Below are 21,325 nucleotides of genomic sequence, written 5' to 3'. Positions count from 1 at the left end.
GCGCGCGGCGCGCGGGACGACGCCCGCGCCGCGCTCAGGCGCAGAACGACGGCTGGATTCCCTTCGGCCGCGGCGCCGCCGCCGGGCGCAGGTGGCCGAAGGCGAAGAGGCCGCCCGTGAAGCCGACCCACGTGCGGAAGTGGCGGAAAGTCTCCAGCCACTGGAGCGGCTTCGGCCTCTCGACGAGCGGGCGGATCCCCGACTGCGCGGCGTGCTCGCGCGCGTTCACGAACGCGTTCGCGAGCATGCGCTGGACCACGAGCGGCGACGAGCGCTCCCGCGCCCGCTGCGCGGCCCCGGCCCCGAGCCGCGCGGCGGCGGCCGGGTCACGCACGAGCCCGATCACCGCGTCGGCGAAGGCGGCGTTCGCCCGCTCCTCCGGGGCCACGCCGCGGCCCGGATCGAGCAGCAGGCCGTTGTGGCCGCTCTGGATCTGCGAGCTCACGCCCATGCCGTCCGCGAACGCGACCGTCGGGCTGCCGCACCAGAGCGCCTCGCTGAGCACGTTGCCGAACGTCTCGCTCAGCGACGCATGCAAGAAGACGTTCGCGTGCCGGTAGTAGTCCCCCATGCGGCTGTACGGCACCTCGCCCGTCATGATCACCCGCCGCTCGACGCCGAGCTCGCGCGCGAGCGCCGCGTACGCCTCGCTGTCCGGCCCGTCGCCCACGAGCGTGAGCGTCGCGTTCGGCTCGCGCGGGGCGATGTGCTCGGCGAAGATGCGGATCAGCCGGTGCTGCGACTTCTCGCGGGTGTGGCGCCCGGCGCACACGAGGCGCGGGCCGCGCGGGTCGAGCCCGCGCTTCTCGAGCAGCGGCGCGTACGGGTCGGGGCCGAGCGGGCGCTCGAAGATGTCCTCGGGGACCATCCGCGGGATGACGTGGATGGGCACCGCCACCCCCCGTTCGCGCCAGTAGTCGCGCAGGCCCTCGCTCAGCACGACGAGCCCGTCCCCCTGGTTGTAGAGGTCGACGAAGAGGCGCTCCATCGGAGCGCGCAGCGTCTTGTGCAGCACCGTGTGGACCGCGCCGATCCGGGACACGCGCTCCGGCAGCAGCACGTCGTACGCGGCCGCGAGGTGCGTCGTGTTCACGCAGAGCAGCGGGATCCCGCGCATCTTGCGCAGCCAGATGCCGAACTCGACGAGCAGCGTCGTGGTCTGGGCGAAGCAGATGTCGAAGTCCCACCGCATCGGATCGAAGACGGAGGACTCCATCGGGATCGGCAGGTGCACCCCCGGGTAGGTGCGGAGAGGCAGGCTCGGCAGCGCGATGGTGCCCGGGGGCATCTCGTCGGCGGTCGCGTCCGGATCCCGCGGTCCGATCAGTGTTGCCTGGTGACCACAGGTGTTGAGCGCGCGATACAGGGCCCGCGTCTGGAAGACCGCACCGTTTGCGTAAGGGATGCGCGTGAAGTCGCTGAGGATGGCGACCTTGAGCGGCCGCCCGTTGGCTCCGGAGAGGGCAGCGAAGGGATTCTCGGGGACCGCCGCCGGCGCCGGCGCCTTGATGGACGAGCCCCCCCCGCGAGCGGATCCCGTCGGAGGGACGGGGCGCGCCGGCGCGCCCGCCGCGTGCTGCACGCGCTCGCCCCGGTGCTCGCCGAGCGGCTGAATGACATCGATACTCATCTTCGTTGCTCCTTACCGGACCGGCGCGAACCGTAGTCGATGAGGGGTCCGACGGCGTGGCTTCCGTGACGTGGATGTCGTGCCCTGCGGCATTCGTGTCACCCCGCGCCCGCGCCCCGCTGCTCGCCGCCGCGGCGATCCCTCACCGGCCGATCGGCCTTAGTAACAAGAATTAGCAAACTGCGTGCCGCATCCGTCCCCCGGGCGCGACCGCGCGAGGTGCGAATGCGGCGTCGCACTTAGGCGCGCGCGCGCGCCTCGTCCAGCAGGGCGCGCACGGCCGACGGCGCGCTCGGCAGCGCGCGCTCCAGATCGACGCGCGCGAAGTCGGCGGCGCGGACGCGATCGAAGAAGCGCTCCACGACGCCCCGCGAGAGCGCGCCGAGCGGGCTCGCGACCGCGACGCCGGCCCGCTCGGCGAGCAGCGCGTTGAGCGTCTGCTCGTGGTGGCGCTCGTCGTGGAGCACCAGGGCGGGCTTGCCCGCGAGCACGCACTCGGCGAGCACGTTGCTGCCGGCGGTGGTCACGACCGCCGACGCCGCTTCGAGCTCGGCGAGGAACGCGCCGGGGTCGAACGGCCGCGCCTCCACCCCTGGCACGGCGGCGCCGCGCGCGCCGAACGCGACCGCGCGCCGGCCCTGGCTGGCGCGCGCCACGAGCTCGAGGGTGGCGCGCGCGTCGTACTCGCTCAGGTAACAGACGACCGCGCCGGGCTCCACCGCGCGCGGGGTACCAACGGGCAGCTGCCGGCGCTCGGGGCGCGCGACGAGCGTGCCCAGCGTGCGCGGCGCGATGGGCAGGAAATGGACGGCGACCGCGTAACGCGCCCGGCTGGACGCCCAGGTGGTGCGCTGGCACGCGAGCACGCGCAGGCGCGGCAGCCCCTCGGGCAGGCGGCAGCGCGCGAAGACGAGGTCGTGGCCGAGCGCGACGGCGGGGATGCCGAGCGCGCGCGCGGCGAGCAGCGAGGGCACGTCCCCGTCGCTCACGATGGCGTCGGGCCGGAAGCCCGCCTGCTCGACGAGCTCCTTCGCGACGCGGCGCGGGAGCTCGAGCACGCCGCGGACGCCCGGGTAGATGGGCCGCACCGCGCGGTGCTCCGGCAGGCCGCCGAGCAGGTCCGCCGCCTGGCCGCCGCCGTAGATCCGGAGCTCGTGACCGGCCTCACGGAGCGCGCCCGCGACGGCGAGCGCGCGGCTCGCGTGCCCGCGCCCTCGCCCGTGGACGTAGTAGCCGATCCTCGCCACGCGCGAGCGCATAGCAGATCGCCGCGCGCACGGGCTCCCCGCCGCGAGGCGACGTGCGCTTTGACTCCCCGCGAGCGCAGCGCTCCAATGGGCTCCTGGCAGCGCGGCCGCGCGGCCGCGCCGGACATGACCGCCTCGAGCAGCAGCTATCAGCCGACCGGAACCCACGGTCTCCGCGGCGCCAACCCGGGGGAAGAGCGCCGCGCCATGGCCCGCGGGCTCCCCACCGCGCTTGTAACTTGGCCTACATTCGCTGCGCTCGACGTGTTCGTGGTGCTGGCGGTGTTCCCGACCGCCTCGATCGCCCGGCTGCTGCTCTACCGGCTGCTCGGCGAGGTGATCCTGTTCTGGCTCTTCCTCCTCGCCCGGCGCGAGAAGACCTCGGCCGAGCTGCTCGACGCGGCGCACGTGTTCGCGGTCTGGAGCACGGGGGGCCTGATCTCGGTGATGGCCCTGGAGTTCGGGGATCTCACCTGGAATTACATGCACGGGCTGTCGATCGTCATGCTCGTCGACGCGACGATCCTGCCCACGCACTTCTCGCGCTCGCTCCGGATGACGCTGCCGGTGGCGCTCAGCTTCCCGATCATCATGGGCGCGGGGGCGTCGCTCGACCCGGGGCTCGCGGCGCAGTGGTCGTCGCCGCGGTCGCTCGTGATCTTCGCCTGCAACTACATCTTCGTGCTCGCCACCGCGATCCTCGTGTCGGCGGCGAGCCACGGCCTCTGGTCGGCGCGCCAGCAGGTCTACGAGGCCCGCAAGCTCGGCCGTTACCGGCTCGTGGCGCCGGTCGGCCGCGGCGGGCAGAACGAGGTGTGGCTCGCCTGGGACGAGTCGCTGCGCCGCGACGTCGCGCTGAAGCTGCTCCGCAGCGAGAGCAAGTCGGAGGCCGACGTGCGCAGCTTCGAGCGCGAGGCGCGCGCGACGAGCCGGCTCACGTCGCCGCACACGATCCGGATCTTCGACTTCGGCGCGAGCAGCGACGGCATCTTCTACATCGCGATGGAGCACCTGGCCGGCGCCGATCTCGCGACGCTCGTGCGCGATCACGGCCCGATGCCCCCCGCCCGCGTCGTGCACTTCGCGCGGCAGGTCTGCCTCTCGCTGGCGGAGGCGCACGACGCGGGCGTGATCCACCGCGACATCAAGCCCCACAACCTCTACATCACGCGCGTCGGCGACGAGCACGACGTGCTCAAGGTGCTCGACTTCGGCATCGCGAAGCAGGCGACCATGGAGGGCGACGCGACCATGACGGACGTCGGCGTGATCAAGGGAACGCCGACGTACATGTCCCCGGAGGTGATCTCGGCCGGCACGGTCGACGCGCGCAGCGACATCTACTCGGTGGGGGTCACGCTCTATTACCTGCTCACGGGCGTGGCGCCGTTCGAGGGCCGGAGCTTCGGCAAGCTCGTCTACTCCCACCTGACGCTGCCGCCGATCCCGCCGTCGCTCCGCGCGCCCGGGCCGCTCTCGTCGGAGCTGGAGGAGGTGGTGATGCGGTGCCTGGCCAAGCGGCCCACCGAGCGTTTCCAGAGCGCGCGCGAGCTGCTCGCGGCGCTCGAGGCGTGCGTCGAGCAGCCGCCGTGGACGCCGGACGACGCGAGGAGCTTCTGGGCCGCGCGCGCCGCGCAGCCGCGCAACGAGCCCCCGCCCCCGGATCCCGGCCCGACCGTGCGCCTCCGGCCGGACAAGGCCGTCCCGGCGGCCTGAGCCGGCGCACGCCGCGCGAGGCGCGAGGCGCGACGCCCGAGACCCGAGGCGCGAGGCCCGAGGCGCAGGCGCGGCGCCTCGGGGTCAGGCGCGCGCGTGGCTCAGATCGCCCTGGGGGCGGTCCGGGAAGTGCCACGAGCCGGGCGGCGGCGCCCATCGCGGGGGCATCCCGTCCACCTGCTGCGGGGGGAGCCCGTCCACGTGCCGGAGGATGGGCGCCTTCTCGACGACGGGCACCGGACGCTCGCCGCGCGCGGCCAGGATCGAGTTGTAGAGCGCGAGCGCGCTCTCGTCCCACCCCGTGCACCCGGCGAGCTCCGAGACCTGCTCGGGATCGTACGACGCGTAGGCGGCGCGCCGCATGGCCTCGGCCAGCCCGGGCAGATCGCCGGGCGTCACGAGCTCGCCGAGCTCCGGGCTGGTCAGCACGTCCGGGATGCCGCCGACGCGGGTCGCGACGACCCGGCGGCCCGAGGCGAGCGCCTCGAGCACCACGTTGGGCGTGCCCTCGTGGTGGCTCGGCAGGACCAGCGCGTCGCAGGCGGCGACCCAGCGCGCCACCTCGGCGTGCGGCAGCTGCCCCGTCACGAGGACGCGGCCGCCGAGCCGCTCCGCCGCCGCCCGGCACGCCTGCGCGTCCGCGCCGTGGCCGACCAGGACGAGATCGACATCCGGGTGCGCCGGGGCGATCCGCTCGAACGCGGCGATCGCGTCGAGCGCGCCCTTGTCGCGGAGCAGGTGCCCGACATAGAGCAGCGTCCGCCGATCCGCCGGGCGGCCCAGCGCGGCGCGGGCCTCGCCCCGGTCGCGCGGCCGGAACACGCTGCGATCGACGCCGTTCATGACGACATCGATGCGATCGCGCGGGACGCCGAGCTCGTGCACCCCGTCCGCGAGCTGCTTGCTGACGGCGACGACGCGGTTCGCGCGCTTGAGGCCCCACTGCAGCGCGGACCTCACCGCCGGCTGCCGGGAGAGCACGTCGATGTCCGAGCCGTGCACCTTGATCACCGAGGGGACGCCCAGGAGCTCCGCGAGGCACACCGCGGCGAACCCGTCCGGGTACGCGAACGATCCGACGACGACATCCGGCGCCGGGTGGTGGCGCACGAGCTCGAAGAGCATCGAGGCGGCGTAGAGCGGGCCGTTAAGGAACGGAGCCACCTTGGGGAGGTAAAGGAACCTCGGATGGCGCACCGGCAAACCGTCGATCACCTCCTCGCGCGGCGCCTCGTTCGAGACATTCCACCGGGAGAACCGGGACGCGCCGGGAAACCAGGGAATCGTCGCGAAGACGTCGATGTCACAATAACGTGACAGCGCTGCGAACTGTCGCCGGTTGAACGGCGCCTGTCCTGGGTTCAACGCATTCGGGAAGATCTTGGTGATAAGCAGGATGCGCATTACCTCTGCTCCTCCGGAGTTCGCCCGCTCAGCCTGGCAGGGCTGCCCGAGGTGGTGCGCGGGCTCGCCGCGCGGCTGGCGTCGAGTCGAGCAGAGAACATGCCACCATCGGAGAAGATGGAAACGGACCGGAAATGGGAACGGCAGAGTCAAGTTCGCCTCATCCGAGACGCACCTGCGCCTCAGGCGAGGCAATTTGGCACATGACGAGCGAGCTCTTCCCTAAAAACGCTCAAAAAACGCCCGCCACCGTGCAGTAATGTGGCACTTTTACAGCCGCGCGCCAGTTTGATGACCGAAGTGTGTGATCACGTGCGGCATCACCTACAGCGAGAGCTTCGCTGCGAACGCATCGCCCTGGCCTGCGCCCGAGAGTTGCCCTTGACCGAAGTTGAGGCCCCCGTAGAAGCGGCCGACGAGCAGGACGTTCGCGTCCGCGTCCGCGGCCACGTCGAGGCCGACCTGCGTCTGCGAGTCTCCGAACAGCGCGCTGGCCAGGTGAGCGCCGCCAGGGCCGAGCTTGACCACGTAGACATCGGTCTTGCCCCGGCTCGTCAGCGCGCTGCCGCCGAAGTCCGCTGACCCGAACAGCGGGCCTGCGAGCAGGGCGTTGCCGTCCGGGTCCACCGCGACGCTCGCGCGCGCGCCCGTCTCGAAGTCGGTGAGCAGCTGGTCCTCCGTGTCGCCGAAGCCCCGGCTGAAGACGTGCGCGCCGGCGCCGGAGAGCTTCGCCACGAACAGATCGCGCGCGCCCGCGCTCGTGAGCGGCGCGCCGCCGAAGTCGATGGTGGACGTGAACGTGCCCGTGAGGACCACGTCGCCCGTGGCGCGGTCGACCGCGACGTCGTGCGCCTCGTCGGCGCCCGCCCCGCCGAAGCGGGCGCTCCGGCCGTGGGCGCCGTCCGGGCCGAGCTTCGCGAGGAAGACGTCGGTGAGCCCCGCGCTCTCGAGCGGCCCCCCGCCGAGGTCGACCGTGCCGGAGAAGTGGCCCGCGACGAGGAGGTTGCCCTGCGCGTCCGCGGCGACCGCGTTGGCGTAGTCGTCGCCCGGGCCGCCGGCGCGCAGGGCGAAGAGCGTCTCGCCGTCCGGGTCGAGCTTCAACACGAAGGCGTCCCGCATCCCCGCGCTCGCGAGCGCGCCGGCGCCGAAGTCGACCGAGCCCTCGTAGCCGCCCGCGACGATCACGTTGCCGTCCGGGTCCACGGCGATCCGGTCGCACCGGTCGGCGCCGGATCCGCCGAAGATCCTGCTCCAGCGGTGGTTGCCGTCGGGGTCGAGCTTCGCGACGAAGACGTCGTCGCGGCCGCGCGACGCGAGCTCCCCGCCGCCGAGATCGATGCGGCTGAAGGCGCGGCCCGCCACGACGATATCGCCGTCCGGGGCGATCTCGACCGCCATCGCGAACTGGTTGCCGTCGCCCGGGAACCGCTTGCTCCAGCGGTGCGTGCCGAACCGGTCGAACATCGCCACGTAGGCGTCGCTGCCCGTGCCCGTCGCCTCGAGCGGGCCTCCGCCGAAGTCGACGGCGCCCTCGATCTGGCCGGCGATGATCACGTTGCGTTCCGCGTCGACCGCCACGGCGCGGGCGTACTGGCCGCTGGGATCGCCGAAGCCGCGGCTCCACACGTCCTCGCAGGCCGGCGTCTTGCCGTTGCAGTCCTCGTCCTCGGGGGTGGCGCAGGCGTCGAAGCCGGGCAGGACCTCCCCGGTGCAGGGGCCCCACGACGTCCCCTCGCTGTTGCAGGTGCGCGTGCCGGCCGCGCACGGGCCGACGCCGCTCGTGCCCTCGGGGCCCGTGTAACACGCCTCCTGCGCGCCGGGCTCGCAGACACACCCGGGGCAGGCGCACGTGTCGCCGGTGCACGGGGCCGGCGCGAGCCCGGCGATCCACGCGCTGACACACGCCATCTCGTCGGGCAGGAGCGGGGCCGCGCCGAGCGGCATGCGCGCGCCGCAGCCCGGCGCCTCGGTGAGCTTCACGTAGAGCACGCTCTCCTCGGGCCGCGCGGGGTCGGCGAGCGCCCCCTCGCAGGTCTGGGCCGGGCGGCCGACGACGCGGGCGTCGAGGCCCAGCGTGACCAGGTCGAGGCCGGCCGCGGGTTCGCCGGGGCCATGGCAGCTCGCGCTGCCGCACCGCTCGGCGAACGCCGCGGGCACGTCGCCGCACGCGACGCCGTCCGGGCCGCCGCCGCGCCCCTCGAAGCGCCACGGGTCGTCGATCGTCCCCGGGCAGCCGGCGAGCAGCGGCAAGGCGGACGCGGCGAGCGCGGCCGCCGCCGGGACCCCGCGGCGAAGGCTCCACGCGGCCACCGCCGCACGACGACCGCGCCCCTCAATACGCATAAGCCACCCCTGCATGAAGGCTGAAGAACTGATCGAGCGCGCCGCCGGCCACGTACATGTCCCCGGGCTCAGAGTCGAAGTCGTAGAAGAACCGTGTGTAGGACGCGCCGGCGCGCGCCTCGAGCCGCGGCGCGAACGGGACCGCGACCGCGGCGCGGAGGTCGACGCCGGCGGCGCTCGGCTCGCGGAAATACGACGCGAGCTCGCCCATCGAGAGCGGCACCTGGAAGCCCGCGCCGGCCTCGACGGCGATGGGGCCGGCCGGCAAACGTCCGTCCAGGCCCAGCCGCAGGGCGGTGTAGGACACCGATACCGCGTCTCGCGACGGGTCGCCTTCGGCCTCGACATCGTAGCCAGTCCAGGAGAGCCCGGCGCTCGCGAAGGCGATGGGCCCCGCGTCGCCCAAGGGGCGATAACGGCCCCGGAGGTCGGCGCGCAGGCGGCTCCAGGAGGTCGACACGCTCGCGCCGCCGTCGCCCTCCGAGTCGAGGCCGAGCGCGCGGGCGTACGAGAGGACGACGCCGAGGTCGCTGAGCACCGGGAGCCGGCTGCGCGCGAGCGGGAACAGCTCGCCCCGGATCGCCGGCATCGGCGCCCCGAGCACGCTGTAGCTCCGGAGGTTGTCGGAGAGCAGGTCGCTGTAGGTGAGCGAGCGGCCGGCGATCTCGAGATCGACACCCACGATGAAGAGCGCGGTGCCCACCGAGGGGGGCTCGCTCTCCGCGGGTCGATCCGCGCCGGCCGCCGCGGCGCTCTCGGCATGAGCGGCGGGCGGCGCGGCGAGCGCGGTGAGGGCGGCGAGCGCGGCAGTGAGCGGCGCCGCCGCCGGGGGGCGGCGCGCGCGGCGCCGCACGGCGCGCGGCGACTCCGCAGCATGGACACCAGGATGGACACGACGACAGGCGAGCGTTCGCCTTTGCATTGGGCGCGAGCATAGACGCTCTTTGCTCCCCGGGTCGAGCGCCGCACGTGAGCTTGAAGCGTGGAGTCCGCGGTAAGGCGGACGCGCACGGGAAGATCACATCGGCACCGAGCTCCCACTTGATTCGCGGGCTCGTCGCGGCGCGCCTATCCAGGAGCAGAGGACTGCAATAGGCTTTTGGGAAGATGGCGAAGAGGCGCGCTGAGCTCGCTCCACGCGGCGCGGGCGGCGCCTGCGCCGCGCGCTAGGCGCCGCCCGCGCCGCCCTCCTCTCCGCCCACCGCTCGCACTCGACAACGAGGCATCATGGCTGAACCAAGAGCTCTCCGCTGGCCCATCGGCTTGCTCCTCCTCGCCGCCTGCACCGGTCAATTCAGCGACATCCCCGGGCAGGCGGGCGACGGCGAGGCGACGAGCCCGCTGTGCACCACCATCCAGCCCGGCGAGTCCCCGCTCCGCCGGATGACGCGCGTGGAGTACGACAGCACCCTCTTCGACCTGCTCGGCGACGACAGCCACCCTGCGAGGAGCTTCGTCGCAGAAGAGGAGTCGCTCGGCTTCAACAACCAGGCGGCGGCGCTCGTGGTGAGCCCGCTGCTCGCCGAGCAGTACATGCAGGCGGCCGAGTCGATCGCGGAGCGCGCGGTGGACAAGGCGCTCGGGGAGGCGCCGTCGTGCCGCGACGCCGCGGCGGGCGCGGCCTGCCGGGACGAGGTCGCGGCGTTCATCACCTCGTTCGGGAAGCGGGCGTTCCGGAGGCCGCTCGCCGCGGACGAGACGGCGGAGCTCGTGGGGTTGTTCGAGGCCGGGCTCGCCCTCGGGGAGGCGCCCGACGACGCGAGGACGGGCCTGTCGCTCGTCCTCCAGGCGATGCTCCAGTCGCCGCACTTCCTCTATCGCGTCGAGTTCGGGATGCCCGATCCGGTGGACGAGGGCGTCGTGCCGCTCTCCTCGTACGAGATCGCCTCGCGGCTCTCGTACCTCCTCTGGGGGACGATGCCCGACACCGTGCTCTTCGAGGCCGCCGAGCGGGGCGCGCTCGGCACGGCCGAGGAGGTCGCGGCGCAGGCGAGGCGGCTGCTCGATCACCCGCGGGCGCGCGAGGCGGTGAAGAACTTCCACCGGCAGTGGCTCGGGCTCGCGAAGATCGACGACATCGTCTCCGACGGGAAGGACCTGGAGCTCTACCCCGACTACTCGGACGCGCTCTTGCCGCTGTTCAAGGCCGAGACCGAGGCGTTCCTCGATCACGCGATCTTCGAGGAGAACGCCAGCGTGACCACGCTGTTCACGGCGTCGTACTCGATGATGAACCGGGAGCTCGCCGAGTTCTACGGCGTCGAGGGCGGGCCGAAGGGCGACGCGTTCGAGCGGGTCTCGCTCGATCCGTCGCAGCGCGCCGGCTTCGTGACGCACGCCGGGCTGCTCTCGCTCTACGCGAAGAAGGACCGGTCGTCGCCGGTCCACCGCGGCCGGTGGGTGCGCCAGAGCCTGCTGTGCCAGATCCCGCCGCCGCCGCCCGACAACATCCCCGAGCTGCCGATGAAGGACACGACGAAGACGACGCGCGAGCAGTTCGCGCAGCACGTGTCCGATCCGGGCTGCAAGAGCTGCCACACGCTGCTCGATCCGGTCGGGTTCGGCTTCGAGCACTACGACGCGCTCGGCCGCTGGCGCGACAAGGAGAACGGCATCCCGGTCGACGCGAGCGGCGAGCTCACGCAGACCGACGTCGACGGGCCGTTCGACGGCGCGGTCGAGCTCGCGCACCGGCTCGGGGACAGCGAGCAGGTGCGCGCGTGCGTGGTGAAGCAGTGGTTCCGGTTCGGCCACGGCCGCGCCGAGCAGAGCGAGGACAGCTGCAGCCTCGCGCAGGCGACCGAGGCGTTCGAGGCGTCCCATTACAACATCAAGGCGCTGCTCGTGGCGCTGACCCAGACCGACGCGTTCCGCTACCGGCGCGAGATCGACGCAGAGGGCGCCGCCGCGGGCGCCGCAGAAGGAGAGCCGTGATGAAGCCGTTCCGACTCAGCCGCCGCGCGGTGCTCCGCGGGCTCGGCGGCGCAGCGCTCGCGCTGCCGTTCCTCGAGGCGATGGGCTGCTCGAAGCAGTCCGCCCCCGCGTCGGAGGAGATGGGGCGGGCCGCGTTCGGGGCCGAGTTCCCGAAGCGGCTCGTCGTCCTCTACACGCCGAACGGCACCGTGCCGCCGGATTTCTGGCCGTCGTCCTCGCAGCTCCAGAACGGCGAGGAGCTCTCGCCGATCCTGGCGCCGCTCAAGGACCACAACGAGGATCTCCTGGTCCTCGGCAACGTGAGCGCGCTGTCGGCGATGAAGGGGCCGGGCGACGCGCACCAGAAGGGGACGGGGCAATGCCTGACCGCGCGCGCGATGCAGGAGGGCGACTTCCCCGGCGACGCCGGGCTCTCGTGCGGCTGGGCCGACGGGATCTCGGTCGATCAGGAGATCGCGAACCACATCGGCGCGAAGAACAAGTTCCGGTCGATCGAGCTCGGCGTGCTCGTCTACGGGGCGAACGTGGGCGCGCGCATCGCGTACCGCGGCCCGGCGCAGCCGCTGCCGCCGGAGAACAGCCCGTACGCGGCGTTCGACCGGATCTTCTCCGATCTGTCCGCCTCGCCGGCGGACGCGACGCGGAAGACGGCGCAGCGCCGGGCGGTGCTCGACAAGGTGGCCTCCGACTACGATCGGCTGCGGAGGCGCCTCGGCGCGGCGGATCGGGAGAAGCTCGACGGGCACCTCGCGTCGGTGGAGGAGATCGCGGCGCGCCTCGATCGCGGCGTGACGTCGACCTCGCCGTCGTGCGCCGAGCCGGCGCTCACGCCGGACCTCGACGCGGACCGGGTCGCCAACATGCCCGAGATCACGAGGCTCCAGCTGGACCTCATCGCCATGGCCCTCACCTGCGATCTGACCCGCGTCGCGAGCCTCCAGTTCACGAACTCGGCGACGACGAAGGTGCTGAGCTTCATCGATCCGGACATCACCGAGGGGCACCACCCGATGGCGCACAACGGCTACGTCGACCCGGTGAACCGCGCGCGGCTCACGAAGATAAGCGCCTTCTACGCAAAGCAGCTCGCGTACCTGATCGCGAAGCTCAAGTCGATCCCGGAGGGGAACGGCTCGGTCTTCGACAACACGGTGATCTTCTGGACGAACGAGCACGCGGACGGCAATCACCTGCGCCAGAACATCCCTTATGTGCTCGCCGGCAGCGCGGGCGGCCACTTCAAGACGGGGCGATACGTGACCCAGGCACGGCAGGTCGGGCACAACAACCTGCTCCTGTCGCTCTTGCACGCGATGGGCGTCGACGCCGAGTCGTTCGGCGACCCGAACTACTGCACAGGACCGCTGACCGGACTGACCAGCTGAGGGGCGGGCCGAGCGCTCGGCGGCGCCGGCGCCGCCGCGCCCGGCGCCGCCTGGGCCGGCCGGCGCGGCGTCGCCGACGGATCGAGGCGCGCCGCCGCGGGCGAGGTGACCGGAGCGGCGGACGACGGCGGGGTCTCGGTCGGCGGCGGCTCCGGCGCGACACACGGATCGGCCGCGCTGGCAGATCCGCTCCGGTGCGCGGCGAGCGGCGCGGCGCCGTCGTGGGCGGGCGCCGCGTCATCCTGGGCGGGCGCGGCGGCAACCTGCGGGACACCCGGCGGCCCCGCGAACCCGCGGCGCAGGGCCAGCGCGCCCCAGATCGCGAGCGCGGCCGCGGTCGTCGCGGCGGCGCCGAACGCGACCCTGGCGCCCCGGCGAGGCCCGGACGGCGCGAGCGTCCGCGAGAGCACCCGCGTCGTCGGCCGGAGGCTCTCCACCGGGCCCGGCGCGACGCTCGCCCCCGGATCGTGCGCGGGCGCCGCAGCAGGCAGGGTGGACCGCGACGACGACACGGGCGACGCGGCGAGGATCCGCGCGGCGCGCTCCGCGCGCTCCCGGCCGCCCGGCGGCGCGAAGGGCGCGAGCGCGAGCGCCAGGTCGGCCACGGTGGGCGGCCGCTGCGCCGGATCCTTCTGCAGGCAGCGGAGGATCGCCGCCTCCAGCCCGGGCGGGATGTCGCGCCTCAGGGCGCTGGGCGGCGGCGGATCGGTGCTCGCGACCTGCAGCACGAGCTCGGGGAGCATGTTGCCCTCGAACGGCGGCCGCCCGGTCAGCAGGCGATAGAGGATCGCGCCGAGCGCCCAGATGTCGGAGCGGGCGTCGACCGAGCGCGCCGAGCGCATCTGCTCCGGCGGCATGTAGATGGGCGAGCCGAGCAGCTCCCGCGTCTGCGTCAGCGAGACGCCGGAGCTCTCGCTGCCCGGCAGCTCCTTCGAGATGCCGAAGTCGAGCACCTTGATGAGCTGCGCCCCGCCGGGCCCGGTCGCGAGGAAGAGGTTCGCCGGCTTGAGGTCGCGGTGCACGATGCCCGCGGCGTGCGCCTCGGCCATGCCCACGCACGCCTGCAGGATGTAGTCGGCCGCCTCGGCGACGCCGAGCTGGCGCCGGCCGCGGAGCAGCTGCGAGAGATCCTCGCCCTCGAGGAACTCCATCACGATGTACGGGACGCCCGAGTCGAGCTGACCGAAATCGAGCACCCGCACGACGTGCTCGCTCTTCAGGCGGACCACCGCGCGCGCCTCGCGGAAGAAGCGCTGCACGAGCCCCTGGTTCTCGCCGTCGCTGACGAGGAGCTTGATCGCGACGCGCTGCGGCAAAAAGAGGTGGCTGGCCGCGACCACCATGCCCATGGCGCCCTGGCCCAGCACGCCGTCCACCCGGTATTTGCCGGCGATCACGTCGCCATCGACGACAGGTGCGATCATGAAAGCTCCGCGCTGCGCACTGCTCCGCGCCGCGCACTCCGAGAGGGGGCAGACGCCACCCGAGCCAGGCTGTCGGCGCATGATATCACACAGGTGCGCCCCTTGGTCCAGGATCGGCGCCGCGTGTTCCCCGTGGCGGGCGGGGCGTGACCACGAGAGAAAAACTCCGTCACACTCCGAGATCCATCGGCGACCTCGACCGTCGACGGCTCCACGCGACGACGACGAAGCGGCGCGCCAGGGCGGCACGTAGCCCGCGCGCGAGGCCTTCGTCCGTCCGGAGCCCTGGGAGGAAGCCTCATGTCCATTCACACCTGGTTTCGCACGTCCCGCGTCCGCCACGGCCTCGCCGCGGGCGCCGTCGTCCTCGCCGCCGGCGGCCTCGTCCTCGCCCGCTCCGCGGCCGGTGATCAGACCCCCGCGGGCGTGGTCGCCGAGGTCAGCCCGGGCGGCGCCGCGGTCAGCCCGGGCGGCGTTAACAGCGCCTCGTTCTCGGGGCCCGGCGCTCACGGCACCTTCGCCCTCAGCCACAGCAAGGTCCTCCGCGGGGGTGAGCAGCAGGTGTTCGCCTCGCTCGTGCTCAAGGCCGACCCCATGGCGGAGCAGGCCAGGCAGCGCGCGCCGCTCTCGATCGCCATCGTGCTGGACACGTCGGGCTCGATGGCCGGCGAGAAGCTCGATCAGGCGAAGCGGTCGGCGATCCAGCTCCTGCGCGATCTCCGGGACGACGACGAGATCGCCTTCGTCCGGTACTCGAGCGACAGCGAGGTCATCCAGCCGCTCGCCCGCGCGGGCCGCGTCCGGTCCGACCTGATCGCCCGGGTACAGGCCCTCTCGCCGGATGGCGGCACCAACATCGCGCCCGCGCTCTCGCAGGGGGTGCTCGCGCTCGCGGAGGCCGGCAAGGGCCGGGTCCGGCGCGTCATCCTGGCGAGCGACGGGCTCGACGACACCCGCGCCGCGAGCGAGGAGGTCGCGCGGGGCAGCGCGGGGCGCGGGATCACCACCTCGTCCATGGGGATCGGCCTCGATTTCGACGAGGGCTACATGGGCGCGGTCGCCCAGGCGGGCCGCGGCAACTTCGCCTTCGTCAAGGACGCGTCCACGCTCGCCACGTTCCTCCAGCGCGAGCTCGAGGAGACCGCCTCCACCACCATCGAGAGCGCCACGGCGCGGATCAAGCTCCCGGCCGGCGTCCGCTTCGTCCGGGCCACCGGGGCCGAGGCCAGGCCCCTCGCCTCCGGCGCCGAGGTCGAGCTCGCGCTCGGCTCGCTCTTCGCGGGCGACGAGCGCCGCGTGATCGTGGAGCTCGCGGCCTCGCTCGACAGCGACGCCGCCCGCGCCGTCGAGGGCCAGGTGAGCTGGAGCCGCGTCGGCGGCGACGCCGCGCAGGCCCGCATCGCCGGCCTTTCGCTGACCGGCTCGACGTCCGCCGCCGAGGTCGAGGCGGGCAGGGACCTCGCCGTGCTCGCCGACGCCATGAGCGTCATCGCCTCTCGCCGCCAGATCGAGGCCGCGGAGGCGTACCAGCAGGGCGACGTCGGGCGGGCCCAGGCGCTCATCGACCAGAACATGCTCGAGCTCAAGGCGGTCGCCGCGAAGGCGCCCAAGCCCGCGGCCGCGTCGCTCCAGAAGCAGGCGCTCTCCTACGAGTCCACGAAGAAGGAGTTCATGTCCACCAAGCCCTCGAGCATGGCCGGGAAGGCGGCGGCCAAGAGCGCCGTCGCGAGCGACATCTCCAACCTGGCGCGGCGCCAATGATCCTGCGCAGGACGGCCTTCTTCGCCGCCGCGGCCCTCGCCGCCGGCGTCGCGCCGCTCACGTTCCGGCTCGGGGCCGCGCCCGGCTCGCTCCTGCTCGTGGCGACCGCGGTCCTCCTCGCGCTGTCGGCGAGCGGCGCGGTGGCCTCGCTCGCCGTCGCGGGGGGCGCGCTCGGCGCGCTCGCGTTCGGGGTGCTCGCCGGCGCCTCGCCCGCGGCGGCCGGCGCCGCGCTCGCCGGCCTCTGCTTCGCCGAGCGCTCGACCCGGGTCCAGGGCGGCGGCGCCCGCCTCGCCCACGCCGGGATGGCGCTCGCCGGCGGCGCCCTCGCCGTGTCGGTCACCGCCGCGTTCGCCGCCTCGTCGCTCGCGATCCGCGGCGTCTCGGTCGCGGTGGCCGCCGTGCTGATGGCGCTCCCGCTGCTCATCGAGGCCGACGACCCCATGGCCCACGCCCTCGACGGCGCCGCCGAGGAGGTCACCGGCCCCGCCAGCGCCGCGCTCCGCGAGGGCGCGGCGCTGCGCCGGACCGTGGTCGAGCAGGAGATGCCCGACCGCAAGGCGGCGCGCCACGCCCGGGAGACGTGGGCGTCGCTGATGCGCCTCGCCCGGGCGCGGGTGAGGCTCGAGCGGACCGCCGGGGCGCGCCGCGCGGCGCCGGACGGCCCGGGCGAGGCGGGCGCGGGCGAGGCGGGCGCGGGTGAGCCTCCGCCGGCGAAGGTGGCCGCCGCGGCCTCCCCGGTCGAGGTGGTGATCGGCCGGGTGGACGCGCGAATCGCCGACCACGTCGCCGCGCTGACGCGGGTCTACACCGCGGCCGACGCCGCCAGGGCCGCGGCGACGAGCCTGGACGACGCGGCCCTCCGGCGGGTCGAGACGATGGGCGAGTCGCTCGAGCAGGTGAGCAAGGCGATCGTCGAGGAGGTCTGAGCGTACGCGCCGTCCCGCTCGGATCGTGGGCTATGCGCCTTGCTCTCCGCGCAAGAAGGCGAGCGCCGCGCGGACGAAGTGGTCTTTCCAGTCGCCGAAGATGGGGCCATGCCCGCCGTTCGGCACGATCCACAGGCAAGAACGCGGGATGGCACGGTACATTTCCAGGGCGAGCTCGACCGGGTAGAGCGGGTCGCGGTCGCCGCTGACGATCAGGGTCCGCGCTTTGATGGTCGACAGGAGAGGAGGCGTGAAGCTCATGTCGTCGTGGCTGTCCGCAAAGCGCCTCGCTTGCCGCCACAGCGCCCGGATCTGATCGTCGCCGCGCTTGTGGCGGCTCCTCATGTCCTCCCACTCCGCGTCCGATCGGCCCTCGTCGGTGAAGGAGCGCATGATCGCGCGCGCCTGCTCGGGGAAGTACGGTGTCGCGGACACGAGGGTCATGGCGTCGACGCGGCCCGGCTGCAGCGTGGCGAGGTGCAGGAGGGACTTGGCGCCGAGGCTGAGCCCCACGGCCTTGAACGTCGTCACGCCGAGCGTATCGAGGAGGGCGAAGACGTCCAGAGCACATTGGCGGATGGTCAACGTCCCTCCCGGGTTGGTCGACCGGCCGTGCCCGCGCAGATCGGGGGCGATGACCGTGTGGTCGCGCCCGAGCGCCGCGAGATCGAACACGTGAGCCCAGTCGCCGCTCGCCCCGGTGAAGCCGTGGAGCAGCACGAGGGGCTCCCCTTCCCCGTGGAGCTCGTAATGCATCTCGATGCCGTTGACCGACGCCGTGGCGGCGCGACCGATGGGCGCAGTCTGCATGGGATCCTCCTGTGCTGGCTGCGAGTTCATTGCAGCCGGTGCACACGAGCTCTAGGCCGGGCTCATTCGTGTTGATAGCTGCCGTTTTCAGGTGTAATATCCGACCCGGTTGGCCAGGGGTGGGTGCGCCGCGGGGGGCTCGGGCGCTGCTGAGCAAACGTTCAGCGCCTGTGATCGCCGCTGGAAGCGGAGCTTGAAGGGACGCCGCGAGCAAAAGCGTCCAAGAGCTCGACGCGCGCCGCGGCGTCGCGCGACGAGGGCGAGGCCGAGCAGGGAGACGGCGAGCCCGAGATGCCCGGACCGGTTGGCACCGCCGCGGAAGCTGCATTGCGTGTCATCGCTGGTGTCGTCGGTGCCACCGTTGCCGCCGCTGCTGGCAGAGACGTTGGAGGAGTTGCCCGCGCCGGTCCCCGCTCCGCCTCCTGCGTCACCGCTGCCGCCGGCGCCCGCCTCCGCGCCCCCGCCGCCGCCGGCGCCCGCCTCCGCGCCCCCGCTGCCGCCGGCGCCCGACTCCGCGCCTCCGCTGCCGCCGGCACCGTTCCCGGACGAGGGCTCCAGCGTGAGCAGACGCGACACGACGCGCCGGATGTACCCGGTAAGGCGGGGCTTTTCATAGGTCAGGAGGAGCCGGCCACCCTCGCCGCGGGCCAGCGACGGCGAGCTGCACTCGCCATCCACGAGCAGCTCCTCCGCGCCCAGCGTCCCGTCGGGCGCCACGGTGCGGAGCTGGAGCCGGTGGGTCCCCGCCTCCTCCCACACCACCTGGTAGCTCGTGCTGCCCCAGGCCACGGCCGCCGAGTACCCCGCGCTCGTCGGCGAGATCACGAACGCCTCGCCCCGCCAGCCGCCAGCCGCGTAGATTCGACCGCGGATCAGCCCGTCGTTGGGCCGCGGCCATTCCTCGCCCTTCGTCCAGACCACGAGCGTGTCCGTGCCGTTCGTCGCCGCGGAGACGGCGACCGGTGGATCCGCCAGGGAGAAGCTCTCCCCGACCTCTCCCGTGCGGCTCACAGGCACGAGACGCACGCCCGCGTCCCTGTTCTGGTAGACCACCAGGTAGTCCTGCCCGGCAGGGATCGGGTACACGTACGATTCCGACCCGGCAGCGGGCACGATCGGGAACACCGGGCCAGCGTTCCCGGCGGCGTCGAGCAGACGGCCCGACGCGGTGTACACGTAGGGCTCATCCGCGCTCCTCTCGACGAAGGTCACCAGATAACCGTCGCCGTTGCTCTCGACCGATGCCGACCAAGGCAGGGTGAGCGACGAGACGGCCACCCCGTCCCCGGGCGTACCGTCGCTCGCGATCGGCCGCAGGTAACTCTCGTCGCTCGGATCGCGCCACGTGAGCACGGAGGTGCCCTCGCCGTTCGAGGCCAGATCGACCATGGAGCCGCGGCTCAAGAGATCGATCCCGGCCGGGTCGAGGACCTCGCCCGCGGCGCTCACGCGCACCGCGCGCGCGCTCATCTGCGCCAGCACCGGGTCCGGGCCCGGCTGGTGGGTCCAGGCCACGAGGTAGCTCTCGCCGGTCCAGACCACGCGCGGACTCCATTGCCTGTTCGGCATGGGGCTCAGCGCGATCCGGCCCGCGTCCAGCGCGAGATCCGGGCCGATCAGGCTGCCCTCGATGCCCTGCCCGTGGAACGCGAGCAGGAAACGCGAGCCGTTCCACACGAGCGAGTTCCGATCGGAATCCCAGACGGAGCGCGGCGACCCGTCCGCGAGCCGGACATCGTCGGTCCCCTGCACGACACCCTCGACCGAGACCCGGGCCCCGTACATCGAGCGACGGTCCCGCTCGTCGGCCCAGGCCACGAGGTAGGCGCTGCCGTCGAACGCCGCGGTCGGAGCCCCGGTGCCCGAGCTCGGCCGCGAAATGGGGAAGTCCCGCGCGGTGACCGTGCCGTCCGCGCTCAGCACCGCGCCCCGGATCACGCTCGGCCAGGCGTCCCGGACCCACGTCGCGAGAAAGCTCGCCCCGCTGGACGCGAGCGCGGCCAGCCGCGCGGTCTCCGGGCCCTCCGAGAGCTGGACGCCGCCGGGATCGATCACCGTCCCGTCGCTGGCCACCCGCGCGGCGCGGATGGCGCGCCCGGTGCCGTTCGCGTCGTCCCAGGCCACGACGGAGACCTCCGCTCCGGAGGTGACCACCGGGCGCCCCGCGTCCCCGCTCGTGGAGACGACGCGCTCGGCGCCGGGAACGGGGCCGCCGCTCGGATCGACGAGGGTCGCGTGGACGTCGCTCACACCGTCGTCGGCGATGGCGCGCCACGCGGCCACGAAGCGCTCCCCGTTCCACTCGACCGAGGGGTCCAGGCCGTCGCCAGACGACGACACCTGGAAGCTCGCCGCCCCTTCGAGCGTGCCGTCGGGCCGCATCATGCGGCCGTGGACGGTGGTGCGCCCGTCCTCGCCGCCGTACTGGGACCACGTGAAGAAATAACGGCCGCCGCCGTACGCCACGCTGGGCAGGAACTGCCCGGCGCCGTCCTCGCCCAGATCCAGCCAGTCGAGGTCGCGCACGTTTCCGCTCGCGTCGACGCGGACCGCGCGGATGCGCGACAGATCCTCGAAGGCGACGACATAGCCGGCCCCGTCGGTCGCGATCTCCGGATCGAACCCGACGTCCTGCTGGACGGGCACGGGCGGCTCCGTGCCGATCTCGGGACCCACCTCCGGATCGAGCACCGCCGGATAGCCGCTCTCCTCGACGACCGAGGCGGGCACGCGCAGCTCGATGTGGCCGTCCGACCAGCGGGCCGGCACCGGCACGCGGCGGCCCGACGCGTCGATCCACGTGCCGTGGCCGTACACGAACCGCTGCCCGGGCGCCGCGCCGAGGACGAGGCCGCGCGCGTCGCTCGCGACGCTCGCGATCGAGGGCGCGGTATCCGCGGCGCCGAGGCGGGCGCTCACGCGCACGACGAGATCGCCGTGCCCGCCGGGCCGCTCGGGGAACCGGAACGCCTGCTCGGCGTTCGCCTCGTGGTTCTTCCACAGCTCGCTGCACGTCTCGAACGCGCGCTCCGCGCCGCCGTCCTCGCCGATGCGCACGCGGCCCTCGCCGTTCACGCACTCGTAGCCGGCGCGGGCGATCGACCGCGTCGCCAGCGTCAGCGCGCCCCCCGGCGGGAGCTCGCCGGACACGCGCGCGACGTGGTCGAGCAGAGTCCGCCGGAGCGCGCCGCGGCTCGCCTCGACCTCGGCGGCGGAGCGCGCCTCGCGGAGCGCCTTGAGCTGCCCCTCTCGCTCCCGGCGCGCGGCCGCCGCCGAGGGCTTCGCGCGGATCCGCGCCGCGCCGCCCTCGAGGTCGATCCGATGGGCGACGCCCTCGGCGGAGAGCCCTCGCGGCGTGGATCGAAAGCGCGCCCGCGCCCTGCTCACGATCTGCCCGAGCTCGATCGGCGCCGCGCCGCTCGACCGGAGCGCGCCCTCCGCAGGACGCTCGGCCGGACCTTCCCCGACCGCCTGCGGTGAAGGGGCGCTGCACGCCGAGGCGCACCCCGCCACCAATAGCAACAAAGCTCGACTGGAAGACAACGTCACAAAGCACCTCCTGACGGCCATGGCGGCTGACGCACCCCACGCCGCGTTATGAGAGATGAGCCGCCGGGACGGTAACAGCGCTCGTCCATTCATGTCGACCGGGAGACACGATGAAACCATGCGATGTTCCCTGTGTCGTCACCGGACCAGGCCGTGGAACCAGCGAGATCCGAATCATGCTGCGCGCTTGACAGAC

Annotated in this window: 13 protein-coding genes; 5 read left to right on the top strand and 8 right to left on the bottom strand. The window is 73.4% G+C overall.

Features of this window, described 5'->3' with window-relative positions:
- Positions 1–34: 34 nt before the first annotated feature.
- On the bottom strand, positions 35–1,630 hold the full coding sequence (locus tag WMF43_RS06770) for a glycosyltransferase (RefSeq protein ID WP_437678370.1): 1,596 nt from the start codon (positions 1,628–1,630) through the stop codon (positions 35–37).
- Positions 1,631–1,869: 239 nt separating this feature from the next.
- On the bottom strand, positions 1,870–2,877 hold the full coding sequence (locus tag WMF43_RS06765; RefSeq protein WP_437678368.1) for a glycosyltransferase family protein: 1,008 nt from the start codon (positions 2,875–2,877) through the stop codon (positions 1,870–1,872).
- Between the two features lie 87 nt (positions 2,878–2,964).
- Between WMF43_RS06765 and WMF43_RS06760 the strand changes: the two genes are divergently transcribed.
- Positions 2,965–4,593 (top strand): serine/threonine-protein kinase, encoded by a 1,629-nt coding sequence (locus WMF43_RS06760; protein ID WP_437678366.1) that lies wholly within the window; start codon positions 2,965–2,967, stop codon positions 4,591–4,593.
- Positions 4,594–4,677: 84 nt separating this feature from the next.
- On the opposite strand, the gene WMF43_RS06755 is transcribed toward WMF43_RS06760, so the two are convergent.
- From WMF43_RS06755 to WMF43_RS06745, 3 genes are all read right to left on the bottom strand, one after another.
- Entirely contained in the window at positions 4,678–5,997 is a 1,320-nt protein-coding gene (locus WMF43_RS06755; protein WP_437678364.1) for a glycosyltransferase family 4 protein, read from the bottom strand.
- 324 nt (positions 5,998–6,321) lie between these two features.
- Positions 6,322–8,340, bottom strand: a complete 2,019-nt coding sequence (locus WMF43_RS06750; protein WP_437678363.1) for a nucleotide-binding protein — start codon at positions 8,338–8,340, stop codon at positions 6,322–6,324.
- On the bottom strand, positions 8,330–9,262 hold the full coding sequence (locus WMF43_RS06745) for a hypothetical protein (RefSeq protein WP_437678361.1): 933 nt from the start codon (positions 9,260–9,262) through the stop codon (positions 8,330–8,332). Before WMF43_RS06745 ends, WMF43_RS06750 begins: the two co-directional genes overlap by 11 nt.
- A gap of 305 nt (positions 9,263–9,567) precedes the next feature.
- Here WMF43_RS06745 and WMF43_RS06740 point away from each other — a divergent pair, with 305 nt between their 5' ends.
- Positions 9,568–11,274, top strand: coding sequence for a DUF1592 domain-containing protein (locus WMF43_RS06740; protein WP_437678359.1), 1,707 nt, complete (start codon positions 9,568–9,570; stop codon positions 11,272–11,274).
- The gene (locus tag WMF43_RS06735) at positions 11,274–12,659 is read left to right on the top strand and encodes a DUF1552 domain-containing protein (RefSeq protein ID WP_437678357.1); all 1,386 of its coding nucleotides are present in this window, start codon (positions 11,274–11,276) and stop codon (positions 12,657–12,659) included. The genes WMF43_RS06740 and WMF43_RS06735 overlap by 1 nt, the downstream gene beginning before the upstream one ends.
- Here WMF43_RS06735 and WMF43_RS06730 read toward each other — a convergent pair.
- Positions 12,623–14,083 carry a serine/threonine-protein kinase gene (locus WMF43_RS06730; protein WP_437678356.1) on the bottom strand — a complete coding sequence of 487 codons (1,461 nt, stop codon included), beginning with the start codon at positions 14,081–14,083 and terminating at the stop codon, positions 12,623–12,625. The genes WMF43_RS06735 and WMF43_RS06730 overlap by 37 nt on opposite strands.
- Before the next feature lie 300 nt (positions 14,084–14,383).
- Between WMF43_RS06730 and WMF43_RS06725 the strand changes: the two genes are divergently transcribed.
- Both WMF43_RS06725 and WMF43_RS06720 read left to right on the top strand, forming a co-directional pair.
- Positions 14,384–15,844, top strand: coding sequence for a vWA domain-containing protein (locus WMF43_RS06725; RefSeq protein ID WP_437678355.1), 1,461 nt, complete (start codon positions 14,384–14,386; stop codon positions 15,842–15,844).
- A complete protein-coding gene (locus tag WMF43_RS06720) occupies positions 15,841–16,770 on the top strand; it encodes a hypothetical protein (RefSeq protein ID WP_437678353.1) in 930 nt (309 codons plus the stop codon). Before WMF43_RS06725 ends, WMF43_RS06720 begins: the two co-directional genes overlap by 4 nt.
- Before the next feature lie 30 nt (positions 16,771–16,800).
- On the opposite strand, the gene WMF43_RS06715 is transcribed toward WMF43_RS06720, so the two are convergent.
- Positions 16,801–17,580: an alpha/beta fold hydrolase gene (locus WMF43_RS06715; protein WP_437678351.1), complete on the bottom strand. Its 780-nt coding sequence runs from the start codon at positions 17,578–17,580 to the stop codon at positions 16,801–16,803.
- Between the two features lie 87 nt (positions 17,581–17,667).
- Complete coding sequence (locus tag WMF43_RS06710; protein WP_437678350.1) at positions 17,668–21,102, bottom strand: hypothetical protein; 3,435 nt, start codon at positions 21,100–21,102, stop codon at positions 17,668–17,670.
- Positions 21,103–21,325 lie beyond the last annotated feature (223 nt).

This window comes from Sorangium sp. So ce131, from assembly GCF_051519095.1.
GTDB lineage: Bacteria > Myxococcota_A > Polyangia > Polyangiales > Polyangiaceae > Sorangium.
The sequence above is the reverse complement of the archived record's forward strand: the minus strand, read 5'-3'. Positions and strand labels throughout refer to the sequence as shown.

Coding starts and splice junctions, on each gene's coding strand:
- WMF43_RS06715 (WP_437678351.1), bottom strand. CDS start 17,580: ATGCAGACTGCGCCCATCGGTCGCGCCGCCACGGCGTCGGTCAACGGC.
- WMF43_RS06760 (WP_437678366.1), top strand. CDS start 2,965: ATGGGCTCCTGGCAGCGCGGCCGCGCGGCCGCGCCGGACATGACCGCC.
- WMF43_RS06730 (WP_437678356.1), bottom strand. CDS start 14,083: ATGATCGCACCTGTCGTCGATGGCGACGTGATCGCCGGCAAATACCGG.
- WMF43_RS06750 (WP_437678363.1), bottom strand. CDS start 8,340: ATGCGTATTGAGGGGCGCGGTCGTCGTGCGGCGGTGGCCGCGTGGAGC.
- WMF43_RS06770 (WP_437678370.1), bottom strand. CDS start 1,630: ATGAGTATCGATGTCATTCAGCCGCTCGGCGAGCACCGGGGCGAGCGC.
- WMF43_RS06735 (WP_437678357.1), top strand. CDS start 11,274: ATGAAGCCGTTCCGACTCAGCCGCCGCGCGGTGCTCCGCGGGCTCGGC.
- WMF43_RS06740 (WP_437678359.1), top strand. CDS start 9,568: ATGGCTGAACCAAGAGCTCTCCGCTGGCCCATCGGCTTGCTCCTCCTC.
- WMF43_RS06745 (WP_437678361.1), bottom strand. CDS start 9,262: ATGCAAAGGCGAACGCTCGCCTGTCGTCGTGTCCATCCTGGTGTCCAT.
- WMF43_RS06755 (WP_437678364.1), bottom strand. CDS start 5,997: ATGCGCATCCTGCTTATCACCAAGATCTTCCCGAATGCGTTGAACCCA.
- WMF43_RS06720 (WP_437678353.1), top strand. CDS start 15,841: ATGATCCTGCGCAGGACGGCCTTCTTCGCCGCCGCGGCCCTCGCCGCC.
- WMF43_RS06725 (WP_437678355.1), top strand. CDS start 14,384: ATGTCCATTCACACCTGGTTTCGCACGTCCCGCGTCCGCCACGGCCTC.